Origin of the sequence: Sinorhizobium sp. NG07B, from assembly GCF_002532005.1 — a bacterium.
In the GTDB taxonomy this organism is placed as follows: Bacteria; Pseudomonadota; Alphaproteobacteria; order Rhizobiales; family Rhizobiaceae; genus Sinorhizobium; species Sinorhizobium fredii_C.
The window spans coordinates 761,698-783,891 of sequence record NZ_NWTD01000003.1 but is presented as its reverse complement, the minus strand read 5'-3'; the positions used below and the strand labels follow the sequence as shown (position 1 = coordinate 783,891).

Below are 22,194 nucleotides of genomic sequence, written 5' to 3'. Positions count from 1 at the left end.
CGCGAAAGTTACCGGCCGCATGCAAGTCTTAACCGAATATTCACTCTGCACTCCTAATTCTTAGCAGCAGATCTTACAACGCAGGGCAGTGCTCTTCGGTGGCTTCAAGGGCATGCGTGGGGAAAACGGATGTATCGGCGGAGCGAGCCCTTAGAGCAAGGATTGCACCTGGAGGCGCGCAGTCCCTGGCGCGGGACCGGCGGCTCGCTGCTGGACCTTGTTCCGGCCGTTGACAGGGAAGCGCCGGTCGCGCCCGAGGAGCACGAGATTTCCGCCCCGGCGGCAACGCAGGATGTTTCCCCGCCGATACCGGCGGCAAGGCCCAGTCCGCCGACTGTCGGCGCTTACTTCCCGCAGCTTCCCACGCTCGGCAGCGTCGGCATAGACGACATCATCCTCTGGCTGCGCGACGGGATGAGATGGATCGTCCTTGCGCTTGTTCTTTGCGTCGCCGCTGCCTTCATCTATGCGGTTACCGCCACACCGCGCTACACCGTCTATACCGACCTTGTGGTGGACCCCTCCAACCTCAACGTCGTCAGCGATGACGTCTTTACCAGCAACCCGCAGCGCGACGCGCAGCTGCTGGAGGTCGAGAGCAAGCTCAGGATTCTCACGTCGCGAAATGTTCTGAAGCGGGTCATCGACAAGCTGCAACTGACGAACGATCCGGAGTTCGTCAAATCGTCGCCACTTGCGGTGCTGACGGCTTTGTTCTCACGGGGAGACAGCAAGGCCGACAAGGAGCTGACGGCCATTCGCGCCCTGTCGGAAAGGGTCGAGGCACGCCGCGAGGAACGCTCCTTCGTCGTCGTTCTCGAGGTTTGGAGCGAGGAGCCGGAAAAGGCCGTCACCCTTTCCGACGCAATAGTTGACGCCTTCGAAGCGGAACTCTTCCAATCGGCGGCCGAAAGCGCCGGCCGGGTGGCGCAGAACCTCAATGCCCGGCTCGATGAGTTGCGCCGCAACGTGACCGAGGCAGAAAAGAAGGTCGAGGATTTCCGGCGCGAGAACGGCCTGCTGTCGGCCAATGGCGAACTCGTCAGCAACCAGCTCTCGAGCGAACTCAATACTCAGGTTCTCGAGGCCCAGCAGCGCTTTATCCAGGCGGAGACGCGCTACAAGCAGATGAGTGCCGCGATCGCGCAGGGAGAGACGACCAGAGCCTCGGTCTTTGAGTCCGCTGACATGACGAACCTGCGCCAGCAATATAGTGCCGTGCAGCAGCAGATCGGTTCGATGCAGCTCACCTACGGCGAAAGGCACCCCCGTCTTGCCGCAGCACGTTCCGAGCGCGCGACGCTCGAGGCTGGCATAAACCAGGAAGCGCGCCGCATAGCCGAGCGCGCCAAAGCGGATTTCGACCGGGAACGCTCGGCGCTCGGTGCCCTGAGGACAAAGGCCGACGACGAGCAATCGAATGTCTTCACCGACAACGATGCGCAGGTCCACCTCCGCGACCTCGAGCGCGATGCGCGCACCAAGGCCGCGATCTATGAAACCCATCTGGCGCGCGCCCAGCAGATCACCGAGCGCCAGCAGATCGACACGACCAATATCCGCGTCATTTCACGCGCCATGCCGCCGAATTCGCGTAGCTGGCCGCCGCGAACCTCGATCCTGCTCATCGGCGGCGCCCTGGCCGGTCTCGCCGCAGGTGTTGCACTCGCGCTGGCGCTCGGCCTCTGGGGTTATATACGCGGTCAGCGCCCGGCGGTCGGATAGGAAGCCGGCCAATGACAACCGCCGCCTTTGCGGAGACCAGCGCGCCGGACATTGCGAGGGCGCGCGTCGGCGCCTTCCTCTTCATGGCGATGTTTCTGTTTCTTTGGGTATCGATCACGCCCTATGTCGACCTGACGGGCGAGGCGATCCTCGACCCTTCCGCCGGCAACTCCAACCGCCTGAACCAGATCCTGGCGCTGCTGCTCTCCGCCGGTATGCTCGGCTACGGGCTGCTGCATCCGATGCGCGACATCATCCTGCAGCCGCGCCTGCTTCTCGCCATCCTCTCCTTTTGGTTCCTCCTCGTCTCGCTGATCTCCGCGCATCCGATGCTCGGCATCAAGGGCATCGTTCTCTCCACGATCATGACGGTGAATGCCAGCATCTATCTGCTGCTGCCGGCCTCGGAGCGCCACTTCGCCAAGATGCTGGGGATCGGCAGCCTGATCATGCTGGGATTCGCCTATTACGGCATTCTCTTCAAGCCGACGCTCGCCATCCACCAGGCGTCCGAACTGCGCGAGCCGATGAATGCCGGGCTCTGGCGCGGTCACTTCCCGCACAAGAACAGCGCCGCCTCCGGGATGGTGCTCGCCGCCTTCTTCGGGCTGTTCGTCGCGAGCAGCTGGTCGCGCATAACGGGCCTAGCAATCTTCGCGCTGTCGTTCCTGTTTCTCGTCAACACCGGCGGGAAAACCTCGACGGCGATGCTGCCGGCAATCCTCATGCTCGGATGGCTGTTCGAAAAGATGCGGCCGCTGCGTGCGCTGATCGTCATCGGCGGCGTAGGCCTGTTTAATCTATTCGCCGTGGGTTCGGCGGTTTTCAGGCCGCTCGGAGAGTTCATCACTGGCCTTGGCATCGACGCGACATTCACCAATCGCTCCGACATCTGGCGCTTCGCTTTCTCGGCACTCGCCGAGCGGCCGCTGACGGGTTACGGCTTCAGGGCGTTCTGGCAGACGGAGGAGCTGGTTTACAGTGGCGGCTCGGTCGAGACCTGGGCGGTGGCCGCTGCAAACGGCCACAATTCCTATCTCGACATTGCCCTGACGACCGGCTTCCCAGGGCTGCTGCTGACGCTCGTCTGGCTAATCCTGCTGCCGCTTCGCGACATTTCTCGCATTGCGCCCGAGCGCGAGAAGGCGCCGCTGACGCGGCTTTACATCCGCATCTGGCTCTACACGATCTTCCACGCCGGTCTGGAAACTCTCTTCTTCGAGGGCGGGAGCTTTGTCTGGTTCACTTTCGTCTTCGCCAACTACGGACTGCACCTGCAATCGAGCGCCGTGCTGGCGAAAGGTGCCGTCCCGGAAAAAGGAAAGCGCGTTGCTCATGCGTGATGTTCAGGAAAAGATTGGCGGCCTCGTCGACCGGCTAGCCAACCGGGCGATCTGGCGGCTCGCCGGGGCGCGGCGGGATATCAAAACGGACATACCGCTCGTCTCCTTCACCTTCGACGACGTGCCCGACAGCGCCCTTTACGAGGGAGCCCGGATTCTCGAGCGGTACGATGCGCGCGGCACCTTCTATATCGCCGGCGGGCTGGGGGGGCGGGTGGAAAAGCATCGGACGCTTATCACCCCGGAGGGATGCGCGGAGCTGCTCGCGCGCGGGCATGAGATCGGCTGCCACACCTTTGCGCATCTCAGGGTTCGCAGCGCCGGCGGCCTCGCCGCCGACCTCGACCGCAATGCGGACTATCTGAAGAGCGTCGGGGTCGCCTCGCCGGCGCGGAACTTCGCCTTTCCCTATAACGCCGCCTGGCCGCTGGCGCGCTCCGAGCTGCGCCGCCGCTATCGCTCCTGCCGCGCCGGCGGCGAGGCCATCAACCGGGAATCCGTGGATCCACTGATGCTCAAGGCCGTCGAAATCCGCCAGCCGGAGCAGCATGCCGAGACCCTGACCCGATGGATCGACGCGCTCGTCAGTGAGCCCGGATGGCTCATCTTCTTCACGCATGACATCGCGCCGCGGCCGACGCCCCATGGCTGCACGCCCGAGACCTTCGATCGTCTCGTCCGCTATTCCGTCGAAAAGGGTTGTCGCGTGCTGCCGGTCGATGAGGTGCTCGACCGGTTCAATTGGTAGGGGGCTGCGGTGCCTGAGCATGGCATAGCCGGGAAGCGCCTGCTGGCGATCAACAACTACTTTTACCGCCGCGGTGGAGCCGAGGCGGTGTTCTTCGATCATATGGCGATGTTCGGCGAGCTCGGCTGGGACGTCGTACCGTTCGCCATGCGCCACGATCTCAACGAGCAAACGCCCTGGTCGGACTATTTCGTCTCCGAAATTGAATACGGCCGGAAGACGGGGCTGCTGCGCAAGGCGGTTCAAGCGGCGAGCGTCATCTATTCGCTCGAAGCCCAACGCAACATCCGCCGGCTGATCGGCCAGAGCCGCCCCGCGATCGCCCATGCCCACAATGTCTATCACCATCTGTCGCCGGCGATCTTCTCTACATTGAAATCCGCCGGCATCCCGGTGGTCATGACGGTTCACGATCTGAAGCTCGCCTGCCCCTCCTACAAGATGCTGCGGCATGGCAAAGTCTGCGAAGATTGTCGCGGCGGGAAAATCTATAACGTGCTTCGCCATCGCTGCGTCAAGGACTCAGTCCCGTTGAGCGCCGTGGTGCTGGCGGAAACGATGCTGCACCGGCTGCTCGGCCTTTATCGCGACAAGGTGGATCGGCTCGTCGTACCGAGCCGCTTTTACCTGGACAAGCTCGCCGATTGGGGCTGGCCGCGCGAAAAGATGGTCCACATAGCCAATTTCGTCGATGTGTCCACCTTTCGGACCGATTGGCAGGAGGCCGACTATTTTGTCTTCGCCGGTCGCCTGGCGCCGGAAAAGGGACTGGCGACCCTGATCAGGGCGATAGCTCTTTCGGGAGAGCGGCTGATCGTTGCCGGAACCGGGCCGGAAGAGGCGAGCCTTCGCCAGCTGGCGGCCGACCTCGGCGCAGACGTGACATTCGCCGGCTATCTTTCAGGCGAGAAGCTGCACCGGCTCATCGGCCAATCTTGCGCCCTCGTGCTTCCTTCCGAATGGTACGAGAATGCGCCGATCAGCCTTCTCGAGACCTATGCGCTGCAGCGGCCGGTCATCGGCGCGGCGATCGGTGGGATTCCGGAGATGGTCAGGGAAGGCGAGACGGGGCTGCTTGCCGCCTCCGGAAAGCCAGAGGACCTTGCACGGGCGCTCAGCGAAATGGCGGCGCTTTCGCCTCACGCACGCGCACGCATGGGCGCGGAGGGCCGATCCTGGATCTCCAGAGAATACTCGGCCGCGGCCTATCGGACGAGGACCCTCGACCTCTACGCGTCGCTCGGTGCTGCATAGGCTGAGCAAGGTCCGGCGACCGATTTCCGGCCAGTCTCGTAAAACTTTAGCGATCTTCTTACGCCCGGCGAAAGTGTTCTGCACGTAAAAGCTGCCGAAAGGCAACTTCCGGGGCAAGACAACCATGAGCAGTCAGACGGCAGTCTCGCGGGATCATGCTCCGCAGCAGACGAGGGGTTCGGCGACCCCGGTCAACACCGCTCGCGGCGGCGAGGGGCCTCTTCCCGAAAAGCTGCTCGCCGTCGACGCGCCGGCACTTGCGACGGCCGCGTTGCTCGAGGGGCCATTCTCCGGCTCAGGCACCGCACTGACCCGGGACGAACTTGACGGTTTTCACCGGTCCATTGAGACGACGGCCGCGCGTCCGCGCGTGATGATGCTTGGCCTGCGTGGGATACCCGACGTGCAGGGCGGCGTGGAAAAGCATGTCGAGATGCTCTCCACCAGGCTGGTGGCCCTTGGCTGGGGCGTCGATGTCATCGGGCGGCAGCGCTATCTCCCCAAGACCGCTTCCTATTCCTGGAGCGGAATTCGCGTCTTCCCGCTCTGGGCACCGCGATCGATGGCGCTGGAGGCGATCGTCCACACCTTTTTCGGCGTCTGTTTCGCGGCGCTGCGCCGGCCGGACGTACTGCATATTCATGCGATTGGCCCGGCATTGCTGGTTCCCCTCGCGCGGCTCCTGGGCCTGAAGGTGGTGGTCACCCATCACGGGTATGATTACGACCGGCAGAAATGGAGCAGCTTCGCCAAGCGCATGCTCAAGCTCGGGGAACGCATGGGCATGCGGCTTGCGCATGGGCGTATCGCCATTTCCAAGGAAATCGTGGAGACGATGGGCGAGCGTTACGGGGTTCCGGTGGCCCTTGTCCCGAACGGCGTCGCAATATCGCCGTGGAGCGGCGGAACGGGCATCCTCGACGAGTTCGACCTGACGCGCCGCCGTTACATTCTGCTTGCCGCGCGGCTCGTTCCGGAAAAACGCCAGACCGACCTCATCCGGGCCTTCGCGAGTCTCGGCGGTACCGGCGTCAAACTCGTCCTGGCGGGGAGCGCCGAATTCGAAACGCCCTATGCGGCTAAGGTGAGGGCGATGGCTGAAGGCGTGCCCGGCGTTGTCCTGACGGGCTTCCAGTCTGGCCACAGGCTGGCCGAACTCTTCGCCAATGCGGCTCTTTTCGTGCTCCCCTCGAGCCACGAAGGCATGCCGATCGCCCTCCTGGAGGCGTTGGCCCATGGCTTGCCGGTGCTCGCCAGCGACATCGTCGCCAACCGCGAACTCGCCCTCGCTCCCGACGACTATTTTCCGCTCGGCGACATCGACGCCCTTGCCGCCGCCCTCGCCAAAAAAATAGCAAATCCGCCGACCGACGACGCGGTCCGAACGCAGATCGCCCATGTGGAAGCGACCCATAGCTGGGCGAGCGTCGCGCAGAAAACCCTTTCGGTTTATCGGGCGCTGGCAAGATGACCTCCGCCATGCGCCGGGACGGCCGCAGAAAAGCGATCGTGAATTTCAGGCGTGCGGCCGCGATCCTCGCGTGGTTCCTCTTGGCGCTGATCGCCTTCTCGACGCTGTCGCCGATCGCCATGCGTCCGCATATCGGCACTTGGGTCCACGTCGAGCGGTTCGGTGCCTATGGGCTGATCGGCTTCCTCTTCGCCGCCGCCTATCCGCAGCGCATTGCCCTTGTCCTCGGCCTGGTGCTTGGAGCGGCTGTCGGCTTCGAATTGCTGCAGATGCTGTCGGCCGATCGCCACGCGCGCGTGACGGATCTTGCGGTCAAGCTGGCGGGCGGAGCATGCGGCGCCGGTGCCGCCTGGTACGCCCGCCCACTGCGGACGGCAATTGCGGGATTGGCAAAGTAAACCAAAATTCAAACCATCGCAGGTAGAAAGTTCCGCATAGTGCATTTAGACCGCATGGTGTGGCGAGCAAAAGCACGGCGCACCCTGCCAGGGGGCCATCTTGGCAATATCCGTCATTATCAAGACCTTGAATGAAGAAAAGCGCATCGCCGCGACGATCGAGAGCGCCTTGACAGCGCTTGAGCGCCAGGGCGGCGAGGTCATTGTCGCGGACAGCGGATCGTCGGACTCCACCATCGAGATCGCCGCCCGATATCCGACAGTCATTGCGCAGATCACGCCGCCGGCGCGTCCAAGTTGCGGCATAGGCCCACAGCTCGGCTTTCAGCATTCGCGTCACGACTATATCTGCCTCATCGACGGCGACATGCTGCTGGATGCGGACTTTCTCGACGAGGCCGTCGGCTTCCTCGAAGACCACCCGGCGATCGCGGGCGTGACCGGACACGTCGAGGAGATGCACGTCTCGAACCTGGAATTTGCGCGGCGCGTCAAACGCAACGCTCCGGAAAACCGGACGGGGCCGATCGACCGGATGAATGGCGGCGGGCTCTACCGGCGTAGCGCCATCGAGGATGTCGGCTACTTGTCGGACCGAAACCTGCACGGCTATGAGGAGTTCGATCTCGGCATCCGGCTGAGAAGCGCCGGCTGGGGCCTTTACCGGCTTGATCGGCGCTTCGTCCAGCACTTCGGTCACACGGTCAACTCCTACCGGCTGCTCGTGCGCCGCTGGAAAAGCAAATATCTCTACGGTATCGGCGAGCTCCTGCGCGCTTCGCTCGGCAAACCCTATTTCCTCCAGCTTCTGCGCGAACTGCCGGAACTCAGGCTTTGGGGGCTCGTGCATCTTTGGTGGCTGTTCTGCGTTGCATTGATCGTCTTCTTGCCGGACAAGCTCGTCGCAATCGCTGCGGTGCTCGCCACGGTTGCCAGTGTCGTTGCCATGGCAAGCGTCAAGAAACGCAGCCTAAGCATGGGACTCTACACGGTCGTCGCCTGGTTCTTCCACGCGGCGGCGCTGCCCGTCGGAATGCTCAGAAGCCGCCGACAGCCGGGCGACCCGATCGAGAGCAGAATCCTCGGGAAACCGGCTTGACGATGCGTTTACTGCTCACTGCTGCGGCGATCTTCCTCGGCTGCTTCACGCCGCCGGCGAATGCCTCCGACCAATGGGTGCCGGTGCGTGACGTTTCGCTGGAAGTCCAACAGGGCAGTCCGCTCGACTTTTCCACCTTTCTGCCCAACGGCGTGATCGACGCGGATCACCGGCTCGTCGCCGGGGAGGGCGGGCGGCTGGCGCATGCGGCATCTCCGGAAAAGCCGCTGCGGATGCTCTGCGCCTCGCTCGCCTGGAGCCCAGCCTCCGGCGGCTTTCCCGATCACGAGGGTGCGGAACGCTACGCACGGCAGCTGGCGCTTCACGGCTACAACATCGCCCGGCTGCATTTTACCGACGCGAGCCTGATGTTCGGCCGGCAGAAGGATTTCGCCTTCGATCCGGAGACCCTCGACCGCATCCACTACCTGCTCGCGGCGCTGAAGCGAAACGGCATCCACTGGATCATCGACGGGCTTTCTTCGCCGCGCGGAGCCTATGGCGGTCATGACGACCGTTGGGAGGCAAATGGCGATCTCAAGCTGCGTCTGCACTTGGATGAGGAGGCCTTCGCCCATTGGAAGACGCTGCAGGAGACGTTCCTGGCGCGGGTCAATCCCTATACCGGCGTCGCGCCCATTCGCGACGATGCCCTGGCGCTGGTGATCCTCGCCAACGAGAACGGCATCGAGTTCGACAGCGTCGTGCATGAGCGCCCGGGCGCACCCGCTTATGACGAGGCCCTTGTCGCACCCTTCAACCGGTGGCTCGTGAATCGCTACGCCTCGACCGACGAACTCACGCAGGCCTGGGGAGAGCTTGGCGACGACGAACGGCTGGAGACGGGCACCGTAAGGCTGCCGCCCGATCGCTACGCCGACAGCCCCCGCATCCGTGATCTGCAGGCATTCTTCACCGAACTGGAGCGGGCATCGGCCACCCGGATGAGCCAGATGCTGCGCGATCTCGGCTATAGGGGCCTGATCAGCACCTACAACAATTGGCCCACAGTCCAGACTGCGCTGAGCCGGCGCGATCTCGAAGCGGTGACCATGAACACCTATCACGACTGGGTCGGAGGCTATGCACCGGGCAGCGCCCTCCTGCAGGTGAGTTCCATTGCCGACGGCGCCAACTACTTCAGGATGATCGCAGCGGCGCGCTGGATCGGAAAGCCCTTCATCGTCAGCGAGTACGACCACCTGTTCTGGAACCGCTATCGCTACGAGGCGGGCCTCGTCATGCCGGCCTATGCGTCGCTGCAGGGCTGGGACGTGCTTTGCCGGCACGGCCATGGGCCGATCGTGCTTGCCTATGGCGAGCCCTATCCGCACAAGCGGGCGATGCTCCCCTATGCGATCGCGCTCGATCCGGTGGCGCGGGCCGGCGAAACGCTGGCGGCCCTTCTTTACCGGCGCGGCGATGTGGCGACCTCCGGCCTCACGATTCCGTTTGCGGTGCGCGGCGAGGAGGATCTTGGCGAGAATATGCAGGCGCGCGAGCCGGAGCGCCTCACCGAGCTCGCCTTGACCGGCGGCATCGGCCTCGTTCCTGCCGACAGCATCGACGACCGTGTCGGTGTCGCGCAGCCGCGGACGGAGGGAGCAGAGGAAATACTGACGGCGCTTCGCGACAGCGGCTCGCTGGCTCGCGACAATCAGACCGATACGGAAGCGGGCCTCTATGAGAGCGACACCGGCCAGATCCGGTTTGATCGCCGCATTGGGCAGTTGCGGGTCTCAACGGCGGCAACCGAGGCGGCGGCATTCTCCTCGCTGCGCGAGCCGATCGATCTCGGCATTCTCCGCATCGAGCAGGCGGATGGAGACGGGCTCGTCGCCCTTGCGGCGATCGATCGCCAGCCTTCGCTCGCGCAAAGCCGCCGCATGCTGCTGATCTTTGCGACGGACGCCCAGAACAGCGGCATGATCTTCAGAGACAGCGAGGAGAAAGTCATCGAGGATTTCGGCAGCCTGCCTGTGCTGATCCGCAAGGGCAATGTCGATCTGGCGCTGGAGAGAAAGGCCAAATGGAGGATATTTCCGGTCGGCCTGGACGGCACCGTTTATCCGCCGGTGCGCAGCGGTGCGGGTCCGGTCGCCTTCCGCCTGTCGAACGATACGCCCTATGGGCCGACGACTTATTTTCTTCTGGAGCTCGAGGACGGCTGAGTTCGTCGCGCACCGAGTTAGCGATTGCATTTCCCGGCTCAACCTGATTTTGGTCCGTGATCGGAAGGCGGTCGAACGATGCGCATCGGCCGTGGATGCATGGAGTGTTTCGAAGCGATGGACAGCTTGCCCGAGATCGGCGGCAAGACCTGGTGGCCGGAGCCACGCAGCCGTTTGGGTGCGACGTTCTTCGTACGTCAGGCCTTTCCCTGGCTCGGACGTTATTTCAGTGGCCAGCCGCTCGCCTCGACGCTGTCGCCTGGGATCGAGGGCGTCGTCTCCTGGGGCGGGCGTATCCCCGCAAGGACAGCGATGGCGGTCGCCCGCGCGCGGCGGCTGCCGCACTGGCACCTCGAGGACGGCTTCCTGCGTTCGGTCGGTTTGGGCAAGGACGGAGACGCACCGGTCTCGATCATTGCCGACGACCTGGCGCTGCCCGTCGACGGCGGCCGGGCTTCGCGGCTCGAGCTGCTGATTGCCGAGGCGGCGGGCGGCCGGCATGAGGGGTTCGGCCGGCGCATCCGCGAGCGGATGGTTGAATACAGGCTCTCCAAATACAACAACCTGCCACATCGCCCACCGTCGATCGAGCCGTGCAGCCGGCGGCGCATTCTCCTCGTCGACCAGGTCTTCGGCGATGTCTCGGTGGCACGCGCGCTCGGCAGCCGGCGTTCGTTCGACCGCATGCTGGACGACGCGCTGACGGGCGGCGCGCAATGCGTCGTCAGGACCCATCCGGACGTGATGGCGGGCTATCGCAAGGGCTACATCACGGAACGCGCATCCAGGACTCCCGGCGTCATCCTGCTCGGCGACAAGGTGTCGGTCGCCTCGATCCTCGATGTCGTCGACGAGGTCTGGACCGTTTCCAGCCAGGTCGGCTTTGATGCGCTGTTGAGGGGGTTGCCGGTGCGCTGCTACGCAGTGCCCTTTTACGGCGGATGGGGGTTGACGCAGGATCGGGTGAGCCCCGCGGCCGAATTCGCCTTGGCCCGCCGTGCACTGGCGAGGCCAACGGTCGACCAAATCACCGCTGCCGCCCTCGGGCTCTATCCAAGCTATCGCAACCCGGCAGATTGGCGGCCCATGGATGTTTTTGCCGCAATGGACCTCCTACAGCGCCGCGTGTCATTAGACGTGCAAAGGTCGCTCTAAGGCCTAATCGGTGCACTCAACCTCCGGTGCCTCCGACAGGCGTGAACCGTCGGGCAGTATCCGTTTTGAGCAAGCTTGTTTCGATTTAATCCGCCGCTGCTGCGTTCTTAACCATTCCGCAATCATGGAATGCAACTAATTATTGTGGGTAAAGCATATTGTTCCTGCGACAGAAGAGTTTTGCACCGAGAGCACTCTCGCGCTGCGAGACACTTTTCACGCGTGCCGCAAAAGATTTACGGCAACAGGATCGTTGATTTCTGCATTTTTTGCGAGGGGTTCCCCTGAGGGGCAGGCATATAGGGGCAGACATATGAAACTCAACATTGCACGCGGAATGATTGTGTTCGGCGGAATCATTGCGGCCGGACTGTTGGTCTCGATCGGCATCAAGACATACGCCTTCGACAAGCTCAGGGTGAACGGGCCGGTCTATGACCAGATCGTCTACGGCAAGGATCTGGTTGCCGACATCCTTCCGCCGCCGCTCTACACGGTGGAATCCTACATGCTCGCAATGGAGGCGATCTCCAGCCCGGAGCTTGCCGCCAAAAACCAGGAAAAGCTTGCCGCGCTGAAGCGGGCCTATGACGAGCGGCGGGTCTATTGGAAGTCTTCATCGGCGCCGGAGGCGCTGATGAAGAAGCTGGAAGACGAGGTGCTCGCCAGGGCCGACCTCTTCTGGCAGGTGATGGGCGAGCGGTTCCTGCCGGCGCTGCAGGCAAACGACCTTGCCGGCGCGGGTCAGGCACTGAGCGCCTTGAAGGACAGCTTCCACCACCACGAAGTTGCCGTGAACGAACTGGTGCAGATGGCTGTCGCCTTCCAGGCGGGCGAGGAAGCAGTTGCAGCCGTGGATACGCACCGCCTGTCCTTGGCGGCAACGGCAAGTTCGGCGATCTCGGTCCTGCTGCTTGCCGCCGGCCTCTGGTATTTCCGTCGCCGTGCGGTCCAGCCGCTGGCGGCGATGTCGTCCTATATGGAGACGCTCGCCGGCGGCGATTACAGCCGGGCGGTGCCGTTTTCGGATCGCGCGGACGAGATCGGCGCGGTAGCGAAATCGGTCGCCGTGTTCCGCGAGGCGGCGATCGAGCGCCGCAGCATAAGAGAGCGTGCCGAAGAGGAACGCCGCCGCCGGGACGAGCAAGAGACGGCGCTCCGCGAGCAACGGGCGGCGGAGGAAAAGGACAGGCTCACCGTCATCGATCAGCTCAGCGGGGGACTGGGTCGCCTGTCATCCGGCGATCTCACGGCGCAGATCGACGCCGGCTTCGCCCCGGAGTTCGACCGGCTCCGCAGCGAATTCAACGGCAGCGTCGCGCAGCTTGCCGAAGCGATTTCCGGCGTGCTCCAGGCGACCGGGCGGCTGCGCTCCGGTTCGTCGGAGATCGCCAGCGCCACCGACGATCTGGCAAAGCGCACCGAGCATCAGGCTGCGTCGCTGGAGCAGACCGCCGCCGCCTGTGACGAGATCACCGCCACGGTGCGGACCTCGCTGGAACGCGCAAGGGAAGCAAGCCAGGTGATGCGAACGGCAAAGGACGGCGCGGAACGCTCTGCGGCCGTCGTCCGCGATGCGGTCGCCGCCATGGAACGGATCGCCGGCTCCTCGTCGCGCATCCGGCAGATCCTCAATGTCATCGACGAAATCGCCTTCCAGACAAACCTGCTGGCCTTGAATGCTGGCGTCGAGGCGGCCCGCGCCGGCGAAGCCGGCAAGGGATTTGCGGTCGTCGCGCAGGAGGTGCGGGAACTTGCCAGCCGCTCGGCCGCCGCCGCCAGGGAAATCAAGCAGCTAATCGAAACTTCGGCCCGCGAGGTTGCCGACGGTGTCGAACTCGTCAACCAGACCGGTTCGGCACTGACGGGCATCGAAGGACATATGCAGCAGGTAAGCGGCCTGATCGGCGCGATCGTCACCGCGGCCGACGAGCAGTCCTCCGCCCTCGATGGCATCAATGCCGCTCTGCAGCAGATGGACCAGGTCACGCAGCAAAACGCAGCCATGGTCCAAGAGACGAATGCCGCCTGCCGCACCCTCAGCGAGGAGGTGCTTGATCTCGACCGGATTGCCGGACGGTTTCAGGTGAAGGCCAATGCCGGGCCGCTGCGCCGCGTTGCCTGATCGCGTTGGGGGCTGCGGGCCGGGAAGATCGTTATCGTTGAAACAGTCGGCGCGAACGTTCGAAGCTTAAAAGAGGCTTCGCAAACTGGCCGCCGGAGGCGGCACGTGCCAGCGGCAAGCCAAGCCGCTGGCACGATACCCAGGGCATCATGCCCAAGGCTGCCCTGCACCCACGAGAAGGAGTGTAAGGGGACCGGCCGGCGCTAGGCTACCGTTTCCAGGTGATATCCATATCCGCATTGCGAAGAGGGTATACGCTTCACGCAAAATAGCGCGGCGCGGCTGCCGACTGCACGAGGCGCATAGTCGGCAATCAACAATAGGATGTAATCTTTCGTTATATATGTTATTTCGCGCAAATAACTGCACCGAGACAAATGCTTGGCGCAAACATGGCTAGACTGTGTCAGTATTGTGGCCTCAAGACCTGTAGGGATTACTAGCATCTTTCCGCCGGCGCTCGGAACAGTTGCACTATTCAAGGAAGTCGAGGCGTTACGACGAGAGCCGCTTGGCCGTTAACTGTAGGTGATCCTGTTGCCGTTTCGCGGCCGGATGAAGAAATGCTGGTCGTATTCGTAAGAGCCGCCGCCCGTGAAACTCTCGAAAAGGCCGGAGAAGATCGTATCCAGCTTGTATTGGACCCGAGTCACCACCAGTTGCACGTCCGCGATTTGCAAATCCTCTGGCACCTCGACGGGCGAGTCCTGCCCTGAAGAGAGGGCTGTCGTGCCGTAGGCGGCAGACCAGTTCACGGTCGCCTTGCCGTCGCTGTCGATGTCGAGAACGCAAAGGAGGACCGTAAGTTCGTCGCTTTCATAGGGTTGCACGATGGTGCTGACCCCGTCGAGGATCGATTCGACGCTCGCCTCCGTCCAACTGCTTTGCATGGCGATGATCTCGCTGCTCGTCGAAGCGATCTGATTGATCTTCCTTCGAACCGTCAGGCCTTGGCCGAGATCGACCAGTCCGGCGAGCAGCAGCAGCAGGATCGGAAAGAGGAAGGCGAACTCGATCGCGGAAGCTCCGTCGCGGTTCCGCAGGCAATGCCGCAGAAGGGCGACTGTTCTCTTGGCAATCGGTGTCATGCGGGCATCCTCAGAACGGTTCGTTGTGCAGCAGGACGGCGGCGCCCATCAGATAGCTGCCGTCCGCGAGCGTGGAGCTCGAAAGCGAATAGAGACTGACGATCGGCTTCCACGGAAGGAAAGCCTGGACCATCACGTAGTCGCTGCCCTTGCCGATTTCGAAGCCTTCGGTGATCGCGACGGCGCCGCTGCTGTTGATCGCCTTCATCGCGCCAGAAGAGGAGGTGTCGGTGAGCGTGTCGACGGCGACCAGCAGCTTGCCTTCGCAGTCGAGCACATAGAGCAGGTTGCCGCAGACCTCCGTCTTGAAGCCGGTGAGCGTCATGTTCTCTGCAGTCGCCTGACCGGTCTTGATCAAGCGAGCGGCCTTGTGAACCGCCGCATCGAGGGCCGTGTCGATGAAGAACATCGCCGCACATTCGAGAATCCCGAAAATGATGGTGAACAGCGGCAGCGCGAGCAGCGCGAATTCGATGGCGGCGACACCCGACCTGTCGCGCAGCAGCCGGCACAGAAGCGTTATCTTCGAACGGCTTCTCATTGGGTCAGCCGTACCGAGGTCAGATATTGATTGAAAAGGGTGGAAAGGCCGGCGGTGATCTCGTCTTCCGAGGCGGCGGAGATGAAGAGGTCGGACGAGGAGGCGCAGTCCTGCAGCGCGATCGGGATATAGTCGTGTCTGGTGGTGCTGCTGCTCACGCCGCTATGCAGCGTGCCGCCCCAGGTGGACGTCCACCTGCTCTTCGCCATCGTGTCGTCGAGGGTGTCGTTATATCCCCAGTCCTCTGGGATGGCGAGGTACTCTGTGTAGAGGACGGCCACTGTGGCATCGTCATTCTTGAGATACCCACACCAGTCGGGGTTGAGAGGTGCCACAATTCCCCAATTCTTGCCGGAGTTGGAGGTGTGTCGGCTACAATTTCCCACGGAGTTAGTCTGGAGACATTTTGCTTTCTTCCAGTCGACGTTGTTGATGACCCAGTTGCGGCTCGACTGGACGCCATCGGTCAACAGAAGGACCAGTTTGAGCGGTGAAGCGGCCGACGTGCCGTCGCCGGCGGTCCCCACCTTCTTCTGAAGAGCCTTCAGTGACATCTTGAAATCGGTCGTCGAGGTGGACGTGGCGCTCGTTAGTCCACTAGCGTCATCGGAAAGCTTCTTTCGCGCGGTGCTGGTTGAGTATGTTGGGGCGAGGGCCTCTGTAATAGAGTCACCGAGACTGTAGAGCCCGACCTTGATCCTCGCATGGTCCTCGTCCGCCGCGTCGACCATGTCGAGCACCTCTTCGACGGCGTCGAGCGCCACGTCTGTTCGGAGCTTTACACCGAGGCTCTTAATGTAGTTGTAGTAGGTCGATGCGATGACGGAGCCGTTCTTCTTTACCGGATCCTTCGTGTCGTGGCAGGCGAACTCGCAGCTGATATTCTTGTCGGCCCGCAGCATTGCCTGGTCTTCGCTCGTCGCCGCAAGCAGCATCGACGGCGACTTGTCGATGACAATGTAGACTTCGAGGTGAGATGTGGCCGGCCCCTCGATGGCGCTGACGACGCCGACGGGAACGGTCTTGATGTCCGCCAGCGTCATCACCGTCGTCGGCACCGTCCCACTCGCCGAAGCGGTTATCGTGTGACCGGTTTTGTCGACCTTGATGTCCGTCAGGTCATAGGTCGCGTTCTGCTTCTCGGACTGGGCGTCGAACCATTCCTTGATCTTGTCGACGATCGCGTCCTCGTCGTAGTCGTCGATCTCCTTGATGGCGGCCACCAGCGCCGCGTCGAGGTCGGATTGCATTCTGCTCTGAATGTTGTAGGCGCGCGTATAGTCGAGCCCGGCGCCGACGGCGAGAAGCATGGGAACCATGCAGATTGCGACCGTCAGCGCGACATTGCCGCCCTTGTCGCGGATAATGTTTGCCATTCGGCCGGTGATCAGCTGACGGAATAAGCCGAAATCGAAACGCATGTTAAATGACCAGCTCCGTTACCACGCGGGCCGATCGTGCTTTCGAAATATTATTCGTGGGTAAATTAGCGTCGTCTCGGGCTAGCCGATTGGCGCGCTGCTATCCGGATTGCGCAGGAAAACAATGCGGGCGGTCAGAACGGCGCCGGCCGATGACTGAGATGGGCGGGCTCGCCGGGAGCCGCTCGGCGGTCAGCGGTTGCTGTCGGTCGATAGTGACGACGCCACGCCGGCGCCGCGCCGGCTATGGAGCTTGGCCGTTTCGGACGGTGTCTGGCCGAAGGCGTCATGGTAAACCGCGGAAAACCGCCCCATATGGGTGAAGCCCCAGGCGCGCGCCACCTGCGCGATCGAGAGCGCATTGGTACTGTCGGAAAGGGTCTTGCGAACACCTTCAAGCCGCATCTGGCGCAGAAAATTCAAGGGCGTCGTACTCTTGAATTGCTGGAAGGCCGTTTGCAGGGCACGCACGCTCGTGCCGGCCTCCCGGGCGATTTCGGCGACGCTCATGGGCTCGGCGATATTGGCAACCATGTATTCGATCGCCCGTTTCAGATTTCGCGGCATGGCGGGTGACATTGGTTTGTGCAATCGCGCGCTGTAGTTGTGAGGAACCGATTCGAGGATCATGACCATTGCTGCCTGGAAAAGATGTGTGGCCGCCGTCGTTGACACCCGGTCTTCGCCGTCGAAACAATCCCAGAGCAGGCCTCCGAGAGCTGCGAGCCTGGAGCCGACCGCCGAGTCGGTTTCCAGAGTCGCGCAAAGGTCGATATCTCCGAGAACCGGGGCATCGAGGAGCTGGCTCAGCTGGCCGACCATCGCTGATTTTTCGAACGCGATGCCGATATGGCCGCGGTTCTCGTGAATCGTCAGCTTTTCGAACTGCGCCATATTGCCGACCATGGCCGTGCCGGGTGTCGATAGAAGGCGTTTGCGGCCGACATCGATCTCCATGGCGCTCGAATGCGGCAGGTAGAGCACAAAGGCATCGGACGGTCGCGAGAATGTGACTTTCATGCCCGAATGGCACATGCCCGCCCAGATGCTGAACGGCCCGGCAGAATAGTGGCGATCCTCGACCGAGATACGCCCGCCGACTTGCAAGGGTTCAACCTTCGCGGGCGACAATGTCCTTGCATAATGCTCCGACATTTCGTCGGCATCTGCTTTGACGATGCGGAAGGCGGGTCGATGAGGAACGTACCTCATCTAGGCTCCGAGAAAGCGGGGGCGCCGTGCCGCTTGGCGCCTCGAATGACATTTTTTGGTCTCAGCTTCACGCCACCTCCCTTTGATGGGTACTCGCCGTGTCCGCATTTATCGTACAAATAGACCGTATATTAGCTATGGCGTAAACGATTATGTGTATACGTCTATCCAAAAAGCGAAAAACGCAGCCGGATTTCGCAGAAATTGACCGCGGGCGCCGGATGAGCATCGCGATTCACAGGTGGCGGGCACAATCGAAGCGCGGACGGCGCTCGCCCACTGATCGCGGGCGCGGGCGACGGAATGAAGCGACCGGCAGCGCGTGGGTATTGATCCAATCGCGGCACGCGACGCCCATCGCAGTTGACCGCCGCGGGGCCGGTTCATCCTCACTCCAAATCGGCAATCAAGGAACATTCAGCTCCGCGTGATGAGCGTCACGTTCACCCCCGAAGGATCGTTGCAGACGGAAAGCGTCGCCATCGGGATAAGCCCTGCGCTATGCGGATACTGGAGCAGTTGTTTCCGTATGTCTTTTGTAAGCCGTCCGACATATTCAAGGAAGTGGTGATTTTAAGTTGAAAACTACTCCCGCTGGCCCTGGCTTCTACTGAGCGTGGTGTCCTGCGGGGCAATCTATAGCGCTTGGGTCATTGAACGCAGGACGCTCAACAAGGTGGGAACGAGAACGAATGCAGGCCAGACCGAACAAGAAAGAACCACGCGCAATCGACATCCATGTGGGCAACCGCATCCGATTGCGCCGATTGGCTTTGGATTGGAGCCAAACGAAGCTCGGCGAGGCGCTCGACGTCAGTTTCCAGCAGGTGCAGAAATACGAAAAGGGCCTGAACCGCGTCGGGGCGAGCCGCCTTCAGCGGGCTGCCGAGGTCCTGAGCGTGCCGGTGTCCTATTTCTTCGAAGGCGGCCCGGAGAGCACGAATGGGCTGGAGCACAATGGCGCCGCGGTGACCTCCAGCGATGAAATGCTGCAGTTTCTCGCGACCGAGGAGGGCGTGGCTCTTAACCGCGCCTTTGCCCGGCTCAGCGATCCGCAGGTTCGACGGAAGATCGTGGCACTCGTCAAAGCCTTGGCGCCGACGGTGGAAGAGGCATCGATAGCAGCGGAATAGCGCTACCGGCACCGCGGCCGGTCACGACATTGTCGAGCACGGCGCGCGACCGAAGATGTGTGACGCCAGTCAGGCGTTTCGGCTCACCTTGATGAGGGCGTCGCCGCGACAGTGAACGCGGCGGCGTGGATGAGCCCGCAGGTCATTCGGCGGCGATCGGCGCAGGATAGGCGGAGTTGTCCTCGATCGCCGCCGTGGTCGCCTCGACGGTTTCGCCTTCGGGCTCGGCTGCCTTGGGCTCCCTGCCGAAAAACAACGCGTAGCCGGCCGGCAGCACCAGGATCGTCAGCACCGTCGCCACCAGGATGCCGCCCATCATCGCATAGGCAAGCGGTCCCCAGAAGACGCCGCGCGAGATCGGGATCAGAGCGAGCACGGCGGTCAGCGCCGTCAGCACGATCGCCCGGAAACGCCGTACGGCTGCGCCGATGATCGCCTCCAAGCGTTCCATACCCGCCGCAATGTCCTGGTCGATCTGGTCGATCAGGATGATCGAATTGCGGATGATGATGCCGAGCAGCGCAATGACGCCGAGGATGGCGACGAAGCCGAAGGGTGCGCCGCTGATGAGCAGCGCCGCTGCCGCACCGATGATGCCGAGCGGCCCGGTTGCGAGCACCAGCATGGACTTGCCGAAGTGCCGGAGCTGCGCCATCAGCAGGACGACGATGACGAGCAGCATGATCGGCGCCTTGGCGGCGATCGATGCCTGGCTCTCGGCACTGTCTTCCGCACCGCCCTGGATCTCGACCTTGTAGTTCGGGGCAAGGCCGTCGCGCAGGCCCTGAAGTTCGTTATAGAGCTTGAGGGTCACGTCGTTCGGCTGGATGCCGTCCGGCAGCGTTGCACGCACGGTGATGGTCGGCAGTCGGTCGCGCCGCCATTCGATACCCTGCTCCATGACCGGAACCACCTTGGCCACCTGGGAGACGGGCACGAAGCTGCCGAAATCCGTCGGCACATAGACCGATTTGACGGCCGAAAGCAGCTGGCGGTTTCCGTCCGGCTCGCGCGCCACGATCGAGACGGTCTCTTCGCCGTCGCGGAAATCGTCGAGCGGCACGCCGGACATCGCCGCCTGCAGCATCTGGCGGATGCGCTGCGAGGTGACGCCCAGCGCGCGGGCGCGATCCTGATCGATCACCAGCTTCATCGCCGGCACGGGCTCCAGCCAGTCGTCATGGATCGCACCGAGCAGCGGGTTTTCGTTAAACTTCGCCTTCACCTGATCGGCGATGCGCCGCACCTCCTGGCGATCCGGCCCCATGACCCGGATCTGCACCGGCCAGCCGGTCGGCGGACCGAGGAAAAGACGGTCGACCTTGGCGCGGATCGAGGGGAAGTCGTCGGCGAGGATCGACCGCAATTTGACGATCAGCCGTTCGCGGGCAGGCTCGTCCTTTGCCATAACCAGGAGCTGCGCGAAGTTGGGATTGCGCAGCTGTTGGTCGAGCGGCAGGAAGAAGCGCGGTATGCCTTCGCCGATATAGGTGGCGATGAAGCGCTTGTCCTCGTCGTCCATCATGCGCGCCTCGAGCGCCTTGGCCTGTCTTTCGACTTCCTGGATGCTCGTGCCTTCCGGCAGCCAGAGGTCGACCAGGATTTCCGGCCGCGACGACTGCGGGAAGAAGTTCTTCGGAATGAACTGGAACGCCCAGAGGCTTCCCATGAAGGTAGCGAGCGTCAGGACGAGCACGAGGACGCGATGGCGCACGGCCCAGCCGACGGTTGCACGGAGACGCCGATAGAAACGGGTGTCGAAGGCGTCGTGGTGGGTTCCCGCATGGCGGCGCTGCTTCAGAATCATGTAGCCGAGCCAGGGCGTGAAATAGACAGCTACGAACCAGGAGACGACGAGCGCGATGCCGACGACGTAGAAGAGTGAGCGAACATATTCGCCCGCGGTCGATTCCGCGAAGCCGACGGGAATGAAGCCGGCCGTGGTGATCAGCGTGCCCGTCAGCATCGGGAAGGCGGTGGAGGAATAGGCAAAGCTCGCCGCCTCGATCTTCACGAGCCCCTCCTCGAGCTTCCGCTCCATCAGTTCGACGACGATCATCGCGTCGTCGACGAGCAGGCCGAGCGCGATGATCAACGCCCCGAGCGAAATGCGCTGCAGGTCGATGCCGAGCTCGTACATGATCGCGAAGGTGGCGGCGAGCACCAGCGGGATGGCGACGGCGATTACCAGGCCCGAACGCCAGCCGATCGACAGGAACGAGACGACGAGCACGATGATCAGCGCCTCGACAAGCGCATGGCTGAATTCGCTGATCGCCTCGGTCACGACCTCCGGCTGGTTGGAGATCTGTTCGACCGACACGCCGTAGGGAAGGGAGGTTTCGAACCGCTCATAAGTCGCCTCCACGGCCTTGCCCACATCGGTGACCTTATGCCCCTTAGCCATCACCACGCCGATCTGGACGCTGTCGTGGCCATTGAAGCGGAACTTGCGCGAATAGGGATCTTCGAGCCCCGAGCTGACGGTGGCGATGTCGCCAAGCCGGATCGTCTCGTTGCCGGCGCGCAGCCTCAGCTCGCGGATATCCTTGGCGCGCCTGACATCGCCGTCGACGGAAATGCGAACCGAGCGGATGCCCGTCTCGACAGTGCCGGCGGGATCGACATTGTTCTGTCCGGCGACGGCGTTGCGCAGGTCGTTGAGCGTCAGCCCGCGTGCGGCAAGCAGTTTGGAAGAAACATCGATGTAGATCTTCTGCGGCTGGTCGCCGAGGATCACCACCTTCTCGACGCCCGGAGTCGTCAAGAGCATGTCGCGCCCCTCGGTCGCGAAGCGCTTCAGTTCGGGATAGCTGTAGCCGTCGCCGCTGATCGCATGGAGCGTGATGAAAGTATCGCCGAATTCGTCGTTGAAATAGGGGCCGAGGACGCCGTCCGGCAGCTCGTTGGCGATATCGCCCACCTTCTTGCGCACCTGATAGAAGGCATCGGCAACGTCGTCGGCGTTGGTGTCACCCTCGATCTGCACGGTGATGACGGCGCTGCCGGCGCGGGTGTAGGACCGGACGAAATCGAGATGCGGCGTCTCCTGCAGCTTGCGCTCGATCTTGTTGACGACCTGGTCCTGCATCTCCTCTATCGAGGCGCCGGGCCAGACGGCCTGAACCACCATGGTGCGGAAGGTGAATTCCGGATCTTCGCGCTGCCCCATGCGAACGAGGCCGAGTGCGCCGGTGATGATGATCAGTCCGAACAGGAAGCGCGCGATGCTCGGATGGCCGATTGCCCAGCGCGACAGGTTGAACGGTTTCTTGTCCCCGTTGGAGGCGTGCATCGGCGTATTTCCGTT

The 22,194-nt window shown here is 62.8% G+C and carries 16 protein-coding genes; 11 read left to right on the top strand and 5 right to left on the bottom strand.

Going from position 1 to position 22,194, the window contains the following annotated elements; all coding sequences use genetic code 11:
* Window positions 1-129: 129 nt before the first annotated feature.
* From CO664_RS13555 to CO664_RS13510, 10 genes are all read left to right on the top strand, one after another.
* Window positions 130-1,725 (top strand): GumC family protein, encoded by a 1,596-nt coding sequence (locus CO664_RS13555; protein WP_097539044.1) that lies wholly within the window; start codon window positions 130-132, stop codon window positions 1,723-1,725.
* An 11-nt stretch (window positions 1,726-1,736) separates the two neighbouring features.
* A complete protein-coding gene (locus tag CO664_RS13550) occupies window positions 1,737-3,068 on the top strand; it encodes an O-antigen ligase (RefSeq protein ID WP_097539043.1) in 1,332 nt (443 codons plus the stop codon).
* On the top strand, window positions 3,061-3,816 hold the full coding sequence (locus CO664_RS13545; protein ID WP_037419239.1) for a polysaccharide deacetylase family protein: 756 nt from the start codon (window positions 3,061-3,063) through the stop codon (window positions 3,814-3,816). The genes CO664_RS13550 and CO664_RS13545 overlap by 8 nt, the downstream gene beginning before the upstream one ends.
* A 24-nt stretch (window positions 3,817-3,840) precedes the next feature.
* Window positions 3,841-5,070, top strand: a complete 1,230-nt coding sequence (locus CO664_RS13540; protein ID WP_097539205.1) for a glycosyltransferase family 4 protein — start codon at window positions 3,841-3,843, stop codon at window positions 5,068-5,070.
* Window positions 5,071-5,194: 124 nt separating this feature from the next.
* A complete protein-coding gene (locus CO664_RS13535; protein WP_097539042.1) occupies window positions 5,195-6,541 on the top strand; it encodes a glycosyltransferase family 4 protein in 1,347 nt (448 codons plus the stop codon).
* Window positions 6,542-6,579: 38 nt separating this feature from the next.
* Window positions 6,580-6,939, top strand: coding sequence for a VanZ family protein (locus CO664_RS13530; protein WP_141471709.1), 360 nt, complete (start codon window positions 6,580-6,582; stop codon window positions 6,937-6,939).
* Window positions 6,940-7,039: 100 nt separating this feature from the next.
* Window positions 7,040-8,038, top strand: a complete 999-nt coding sequence (locus CO664_RS13525) for a glycosyltransferase (protein WP_097539041.1) — start codon at window positions 7,040-7,042, stop codon at window positions 8,036-8,038.
* A 2-nt stretch (window positions 8,039-8,040) separates the two neighbouring features.
* Window positions 8,041-10,209 (top strand): glycoside hydrolase, encoded by a 2,169-nt coding sequence (locus CO664_RS13520; RefSeq protein WP_097539040.1) that lies wholly within the window; start codon window positions 8,041-8,043, stop codon window positions 10,207-10,209.
* Window positions 10,210-10,326: 117 nt separating this feature from the next.
* On the top strand, window positions 10,327-11,364 hold the full coding sequence (locus tag CO664_RS13515) for a capsular biosynthesis protein (RefSeq protein WP_097539204.1): 1,038 nt from the start codon (window positions 10,327-10,329) through the stop codon (window positions 11,362-11,364).
* Window positions 11,365-11,677: 313 nt separating this feature from the next.
* Window positions 11,678-13,489, top strand: coding sequence for a HAMP domain-containing methyl-accepting chemotaxis protein (locus CO664_RS13510; RefSeq protein WP_097539039.1), 1,812 nt, complete (start codon window positions 11,678-11,680; stop codon window positions 13,487-13,489).
* 518 nt (window positions 13,490-14,007) lie between these two features.
* Here CO664_RS13510 and CO664_RS13505 read toward each other — a convergent pair.
* The 4 genes from CO664_RS13505 to CO664_RS13490 form a co-directional block, all read right to left on the bottom strand.
* Complete coding sequence (locus CO664_RS13505) at window positions 14,008-14,577, bottom strand: TadE/TadG family type IV pilus assembly protein (protein ID WP_097539038.1); 570 nt, start codon at window positions 14,575-14,577, stop codon at window positions 14,008-14,010.
* Window positions 14,578-14,587: 10 nt separating this feature from the next.
* The gene (locus tag CO664_RS13500; RefSeq protein WP_097539037.1) at window positions 14,588-15,118 is read right to left on the bottom strand and encodes a TadE/TadG family type IV pilus assembly protein; all 531 of its coding nucleotides are present in this window, start codon (window positions 15,116-15,118) and stop codon (window positions 14,588-14,590) included.
* Entirely contained in the window at window positions 15,115-16,539 is a 1,425-nt protein-coding gene (locus tag CO664_RS13495; protein ID WP_097539036.1) for a TadE/TadG family type IV pilus assembly protein, read from the bottom strand. The genes CO664_RS13500 and CO664_RS13495 overlap by 4 nt, the downstream gene beginning before the upstream one ends.
* A 192-nt stretch (window positions 16,540-16,731) precedes the next feature.
* On the bottom strand, window positions 16,732-17,751 hold the full coding sequence (locus tag CO664_RS13490) for a helix-turn-helix domain-containing protein (protein WP_097539035.1): 1,020 nt from the start codon (window positions 17,749-17,751) through the stop codon (window positions 16,732-16,734).
* Window positions 17,752-18,443: 692 nt separating this feature from the next.
* Between CO664_RS13490 and CO664_RS13485 the strand changes: the two genes are divergently transcribed.
* Window positions 18,444-18,884 carry a helix-turn-helix transcriptional regulator gene (locus CO664_RS13485; protein WP_097539034.1) on the top strand — a complete coding sequence of 147 codons (441 nt, stop codon included), beginning with the start codon at window positions 18,444-18,446 and terminating at the stop codon, window positions 18,882-18,884.
* Between the two features lie 142 nt (window positions 18,885-19,026).
* Here CO664_RS13485 and CO664_RS13480 read toward each other — a convergent pair whose 3' ends face one another.
* Window positions 19,027-22,179 carry an efflux RND transporter permease subunit gene (locus CO664_RS13480; RefSeq protein WP_097539033.1) on the bottom strand — a complete coding sequence of 1,051 codons (3,153 nt, stop codon included), beginning with the start codon at window positions 22,177-22,179 and terminating at the stop codon, window positions 19,027-19,029.
* Window positions 22,180-22,194: the final 15 nt, after the last annotated feature.

What these genes read in the sequence shown, in the direction of transcription:
- CO664_RS13555 (WP_097539044.1), top strand. Translation starts at nt 130, where the DNA reads ATGTATCGGCGGAGCGAGCCCTTAGAGCAAGGATTGCACCTGGAGGCG.
- CO664_RS13550 (WP_097539043.1), top strand. Translation starts at nt 1,737, where the DNA reads ATGACAACCGCCGCCTTTGCGGAGACCAGCGCGCCGGACATTGCGAGG.
- CO664_RS13545 (WP_037419239.1), top strand. Translation starts at nt 3,061, where the DNA reads ATGCGTGATGTTCAGGAAAAGATTGGCGGCCTCGTCGACCGGCTAGCC.
- CO664_RS13535 (WP_097539042.1), top strand. Translation starts at nt 5,195, where the DNA reads ATGAGCAGTCAGACGGCAGTCTCGCGGGATCATGCTCCGCAGCAGACG.
- CO664_RS13520 (WP_097539040.1), top strand. Translation starts at nt 8,041, where the DNA reads ATGCGTTTACTGCTCACTGCTGCGGCGATCTTCCTCGGCTGCTTCACG.
- CO664_RS13515 (WP_097539204.1), top strand. Translation starts at nt 10,327, where the DNA reads ATGGACAGCTTGCCCGAGATCGGCGGCAAGACCTGGTGGCCGGAGCCA.
- CO664_RS13510 (WP_097539039.1), top strand. Translation starts at nt 11,678, where the DNA reads ATGAAACTCAACATTGCACGCGGAATGATTGTGTTCGGCGGAATCATT.
- CO664_RS13505 (WP_097539038.1), bottom strand. Translation starts at nt 14,577, where the DNA reads ATGACACCGATTGCCAAGAGAACAGTCGCCCTTCTGCGGCATTGCCTG.
- CO664_RS13500 (WP_097539037.1), bottom strand. Translation starts at nt 15,118, where the DNA reads ATGAGAAGCCGTTCGAAGATAACGCTTCTGTGCCGGCTGCTGCGCGAC.
- CO664_RS13495 (WP_097539036.1), bottom strand. Translation starts at nt 16,539, where the DNA reads ATGCGTTTCGATTTCGGCTTATTCCGTCAGCTGATCACCGGCCGAATG.
- CO664_RS13490 (WP_097539035.1), bottom strand. Translation starts at nt 17,751, where the DNA reads ATGAGGTACGTTCCTCATCGACCCGCCTTCCGCATCGTCAAAGCAGAT.
- CO664_RS13485 (WP_097539034.1), top strand. Translation starts at nt 18,444, where the DNA reads ATGCAGGCCAGACCGAACAAGAAAGAACCACGCGCAATCGACATCCAT.
- CO664_RS13480 (WP_097539033.1), bottom strand. Translation starts at nt 22,179, where the DNA reads ATGCACGCCTCCAACGGGGACAAGAAACCGTTCAACCTGTCGCGCTGG.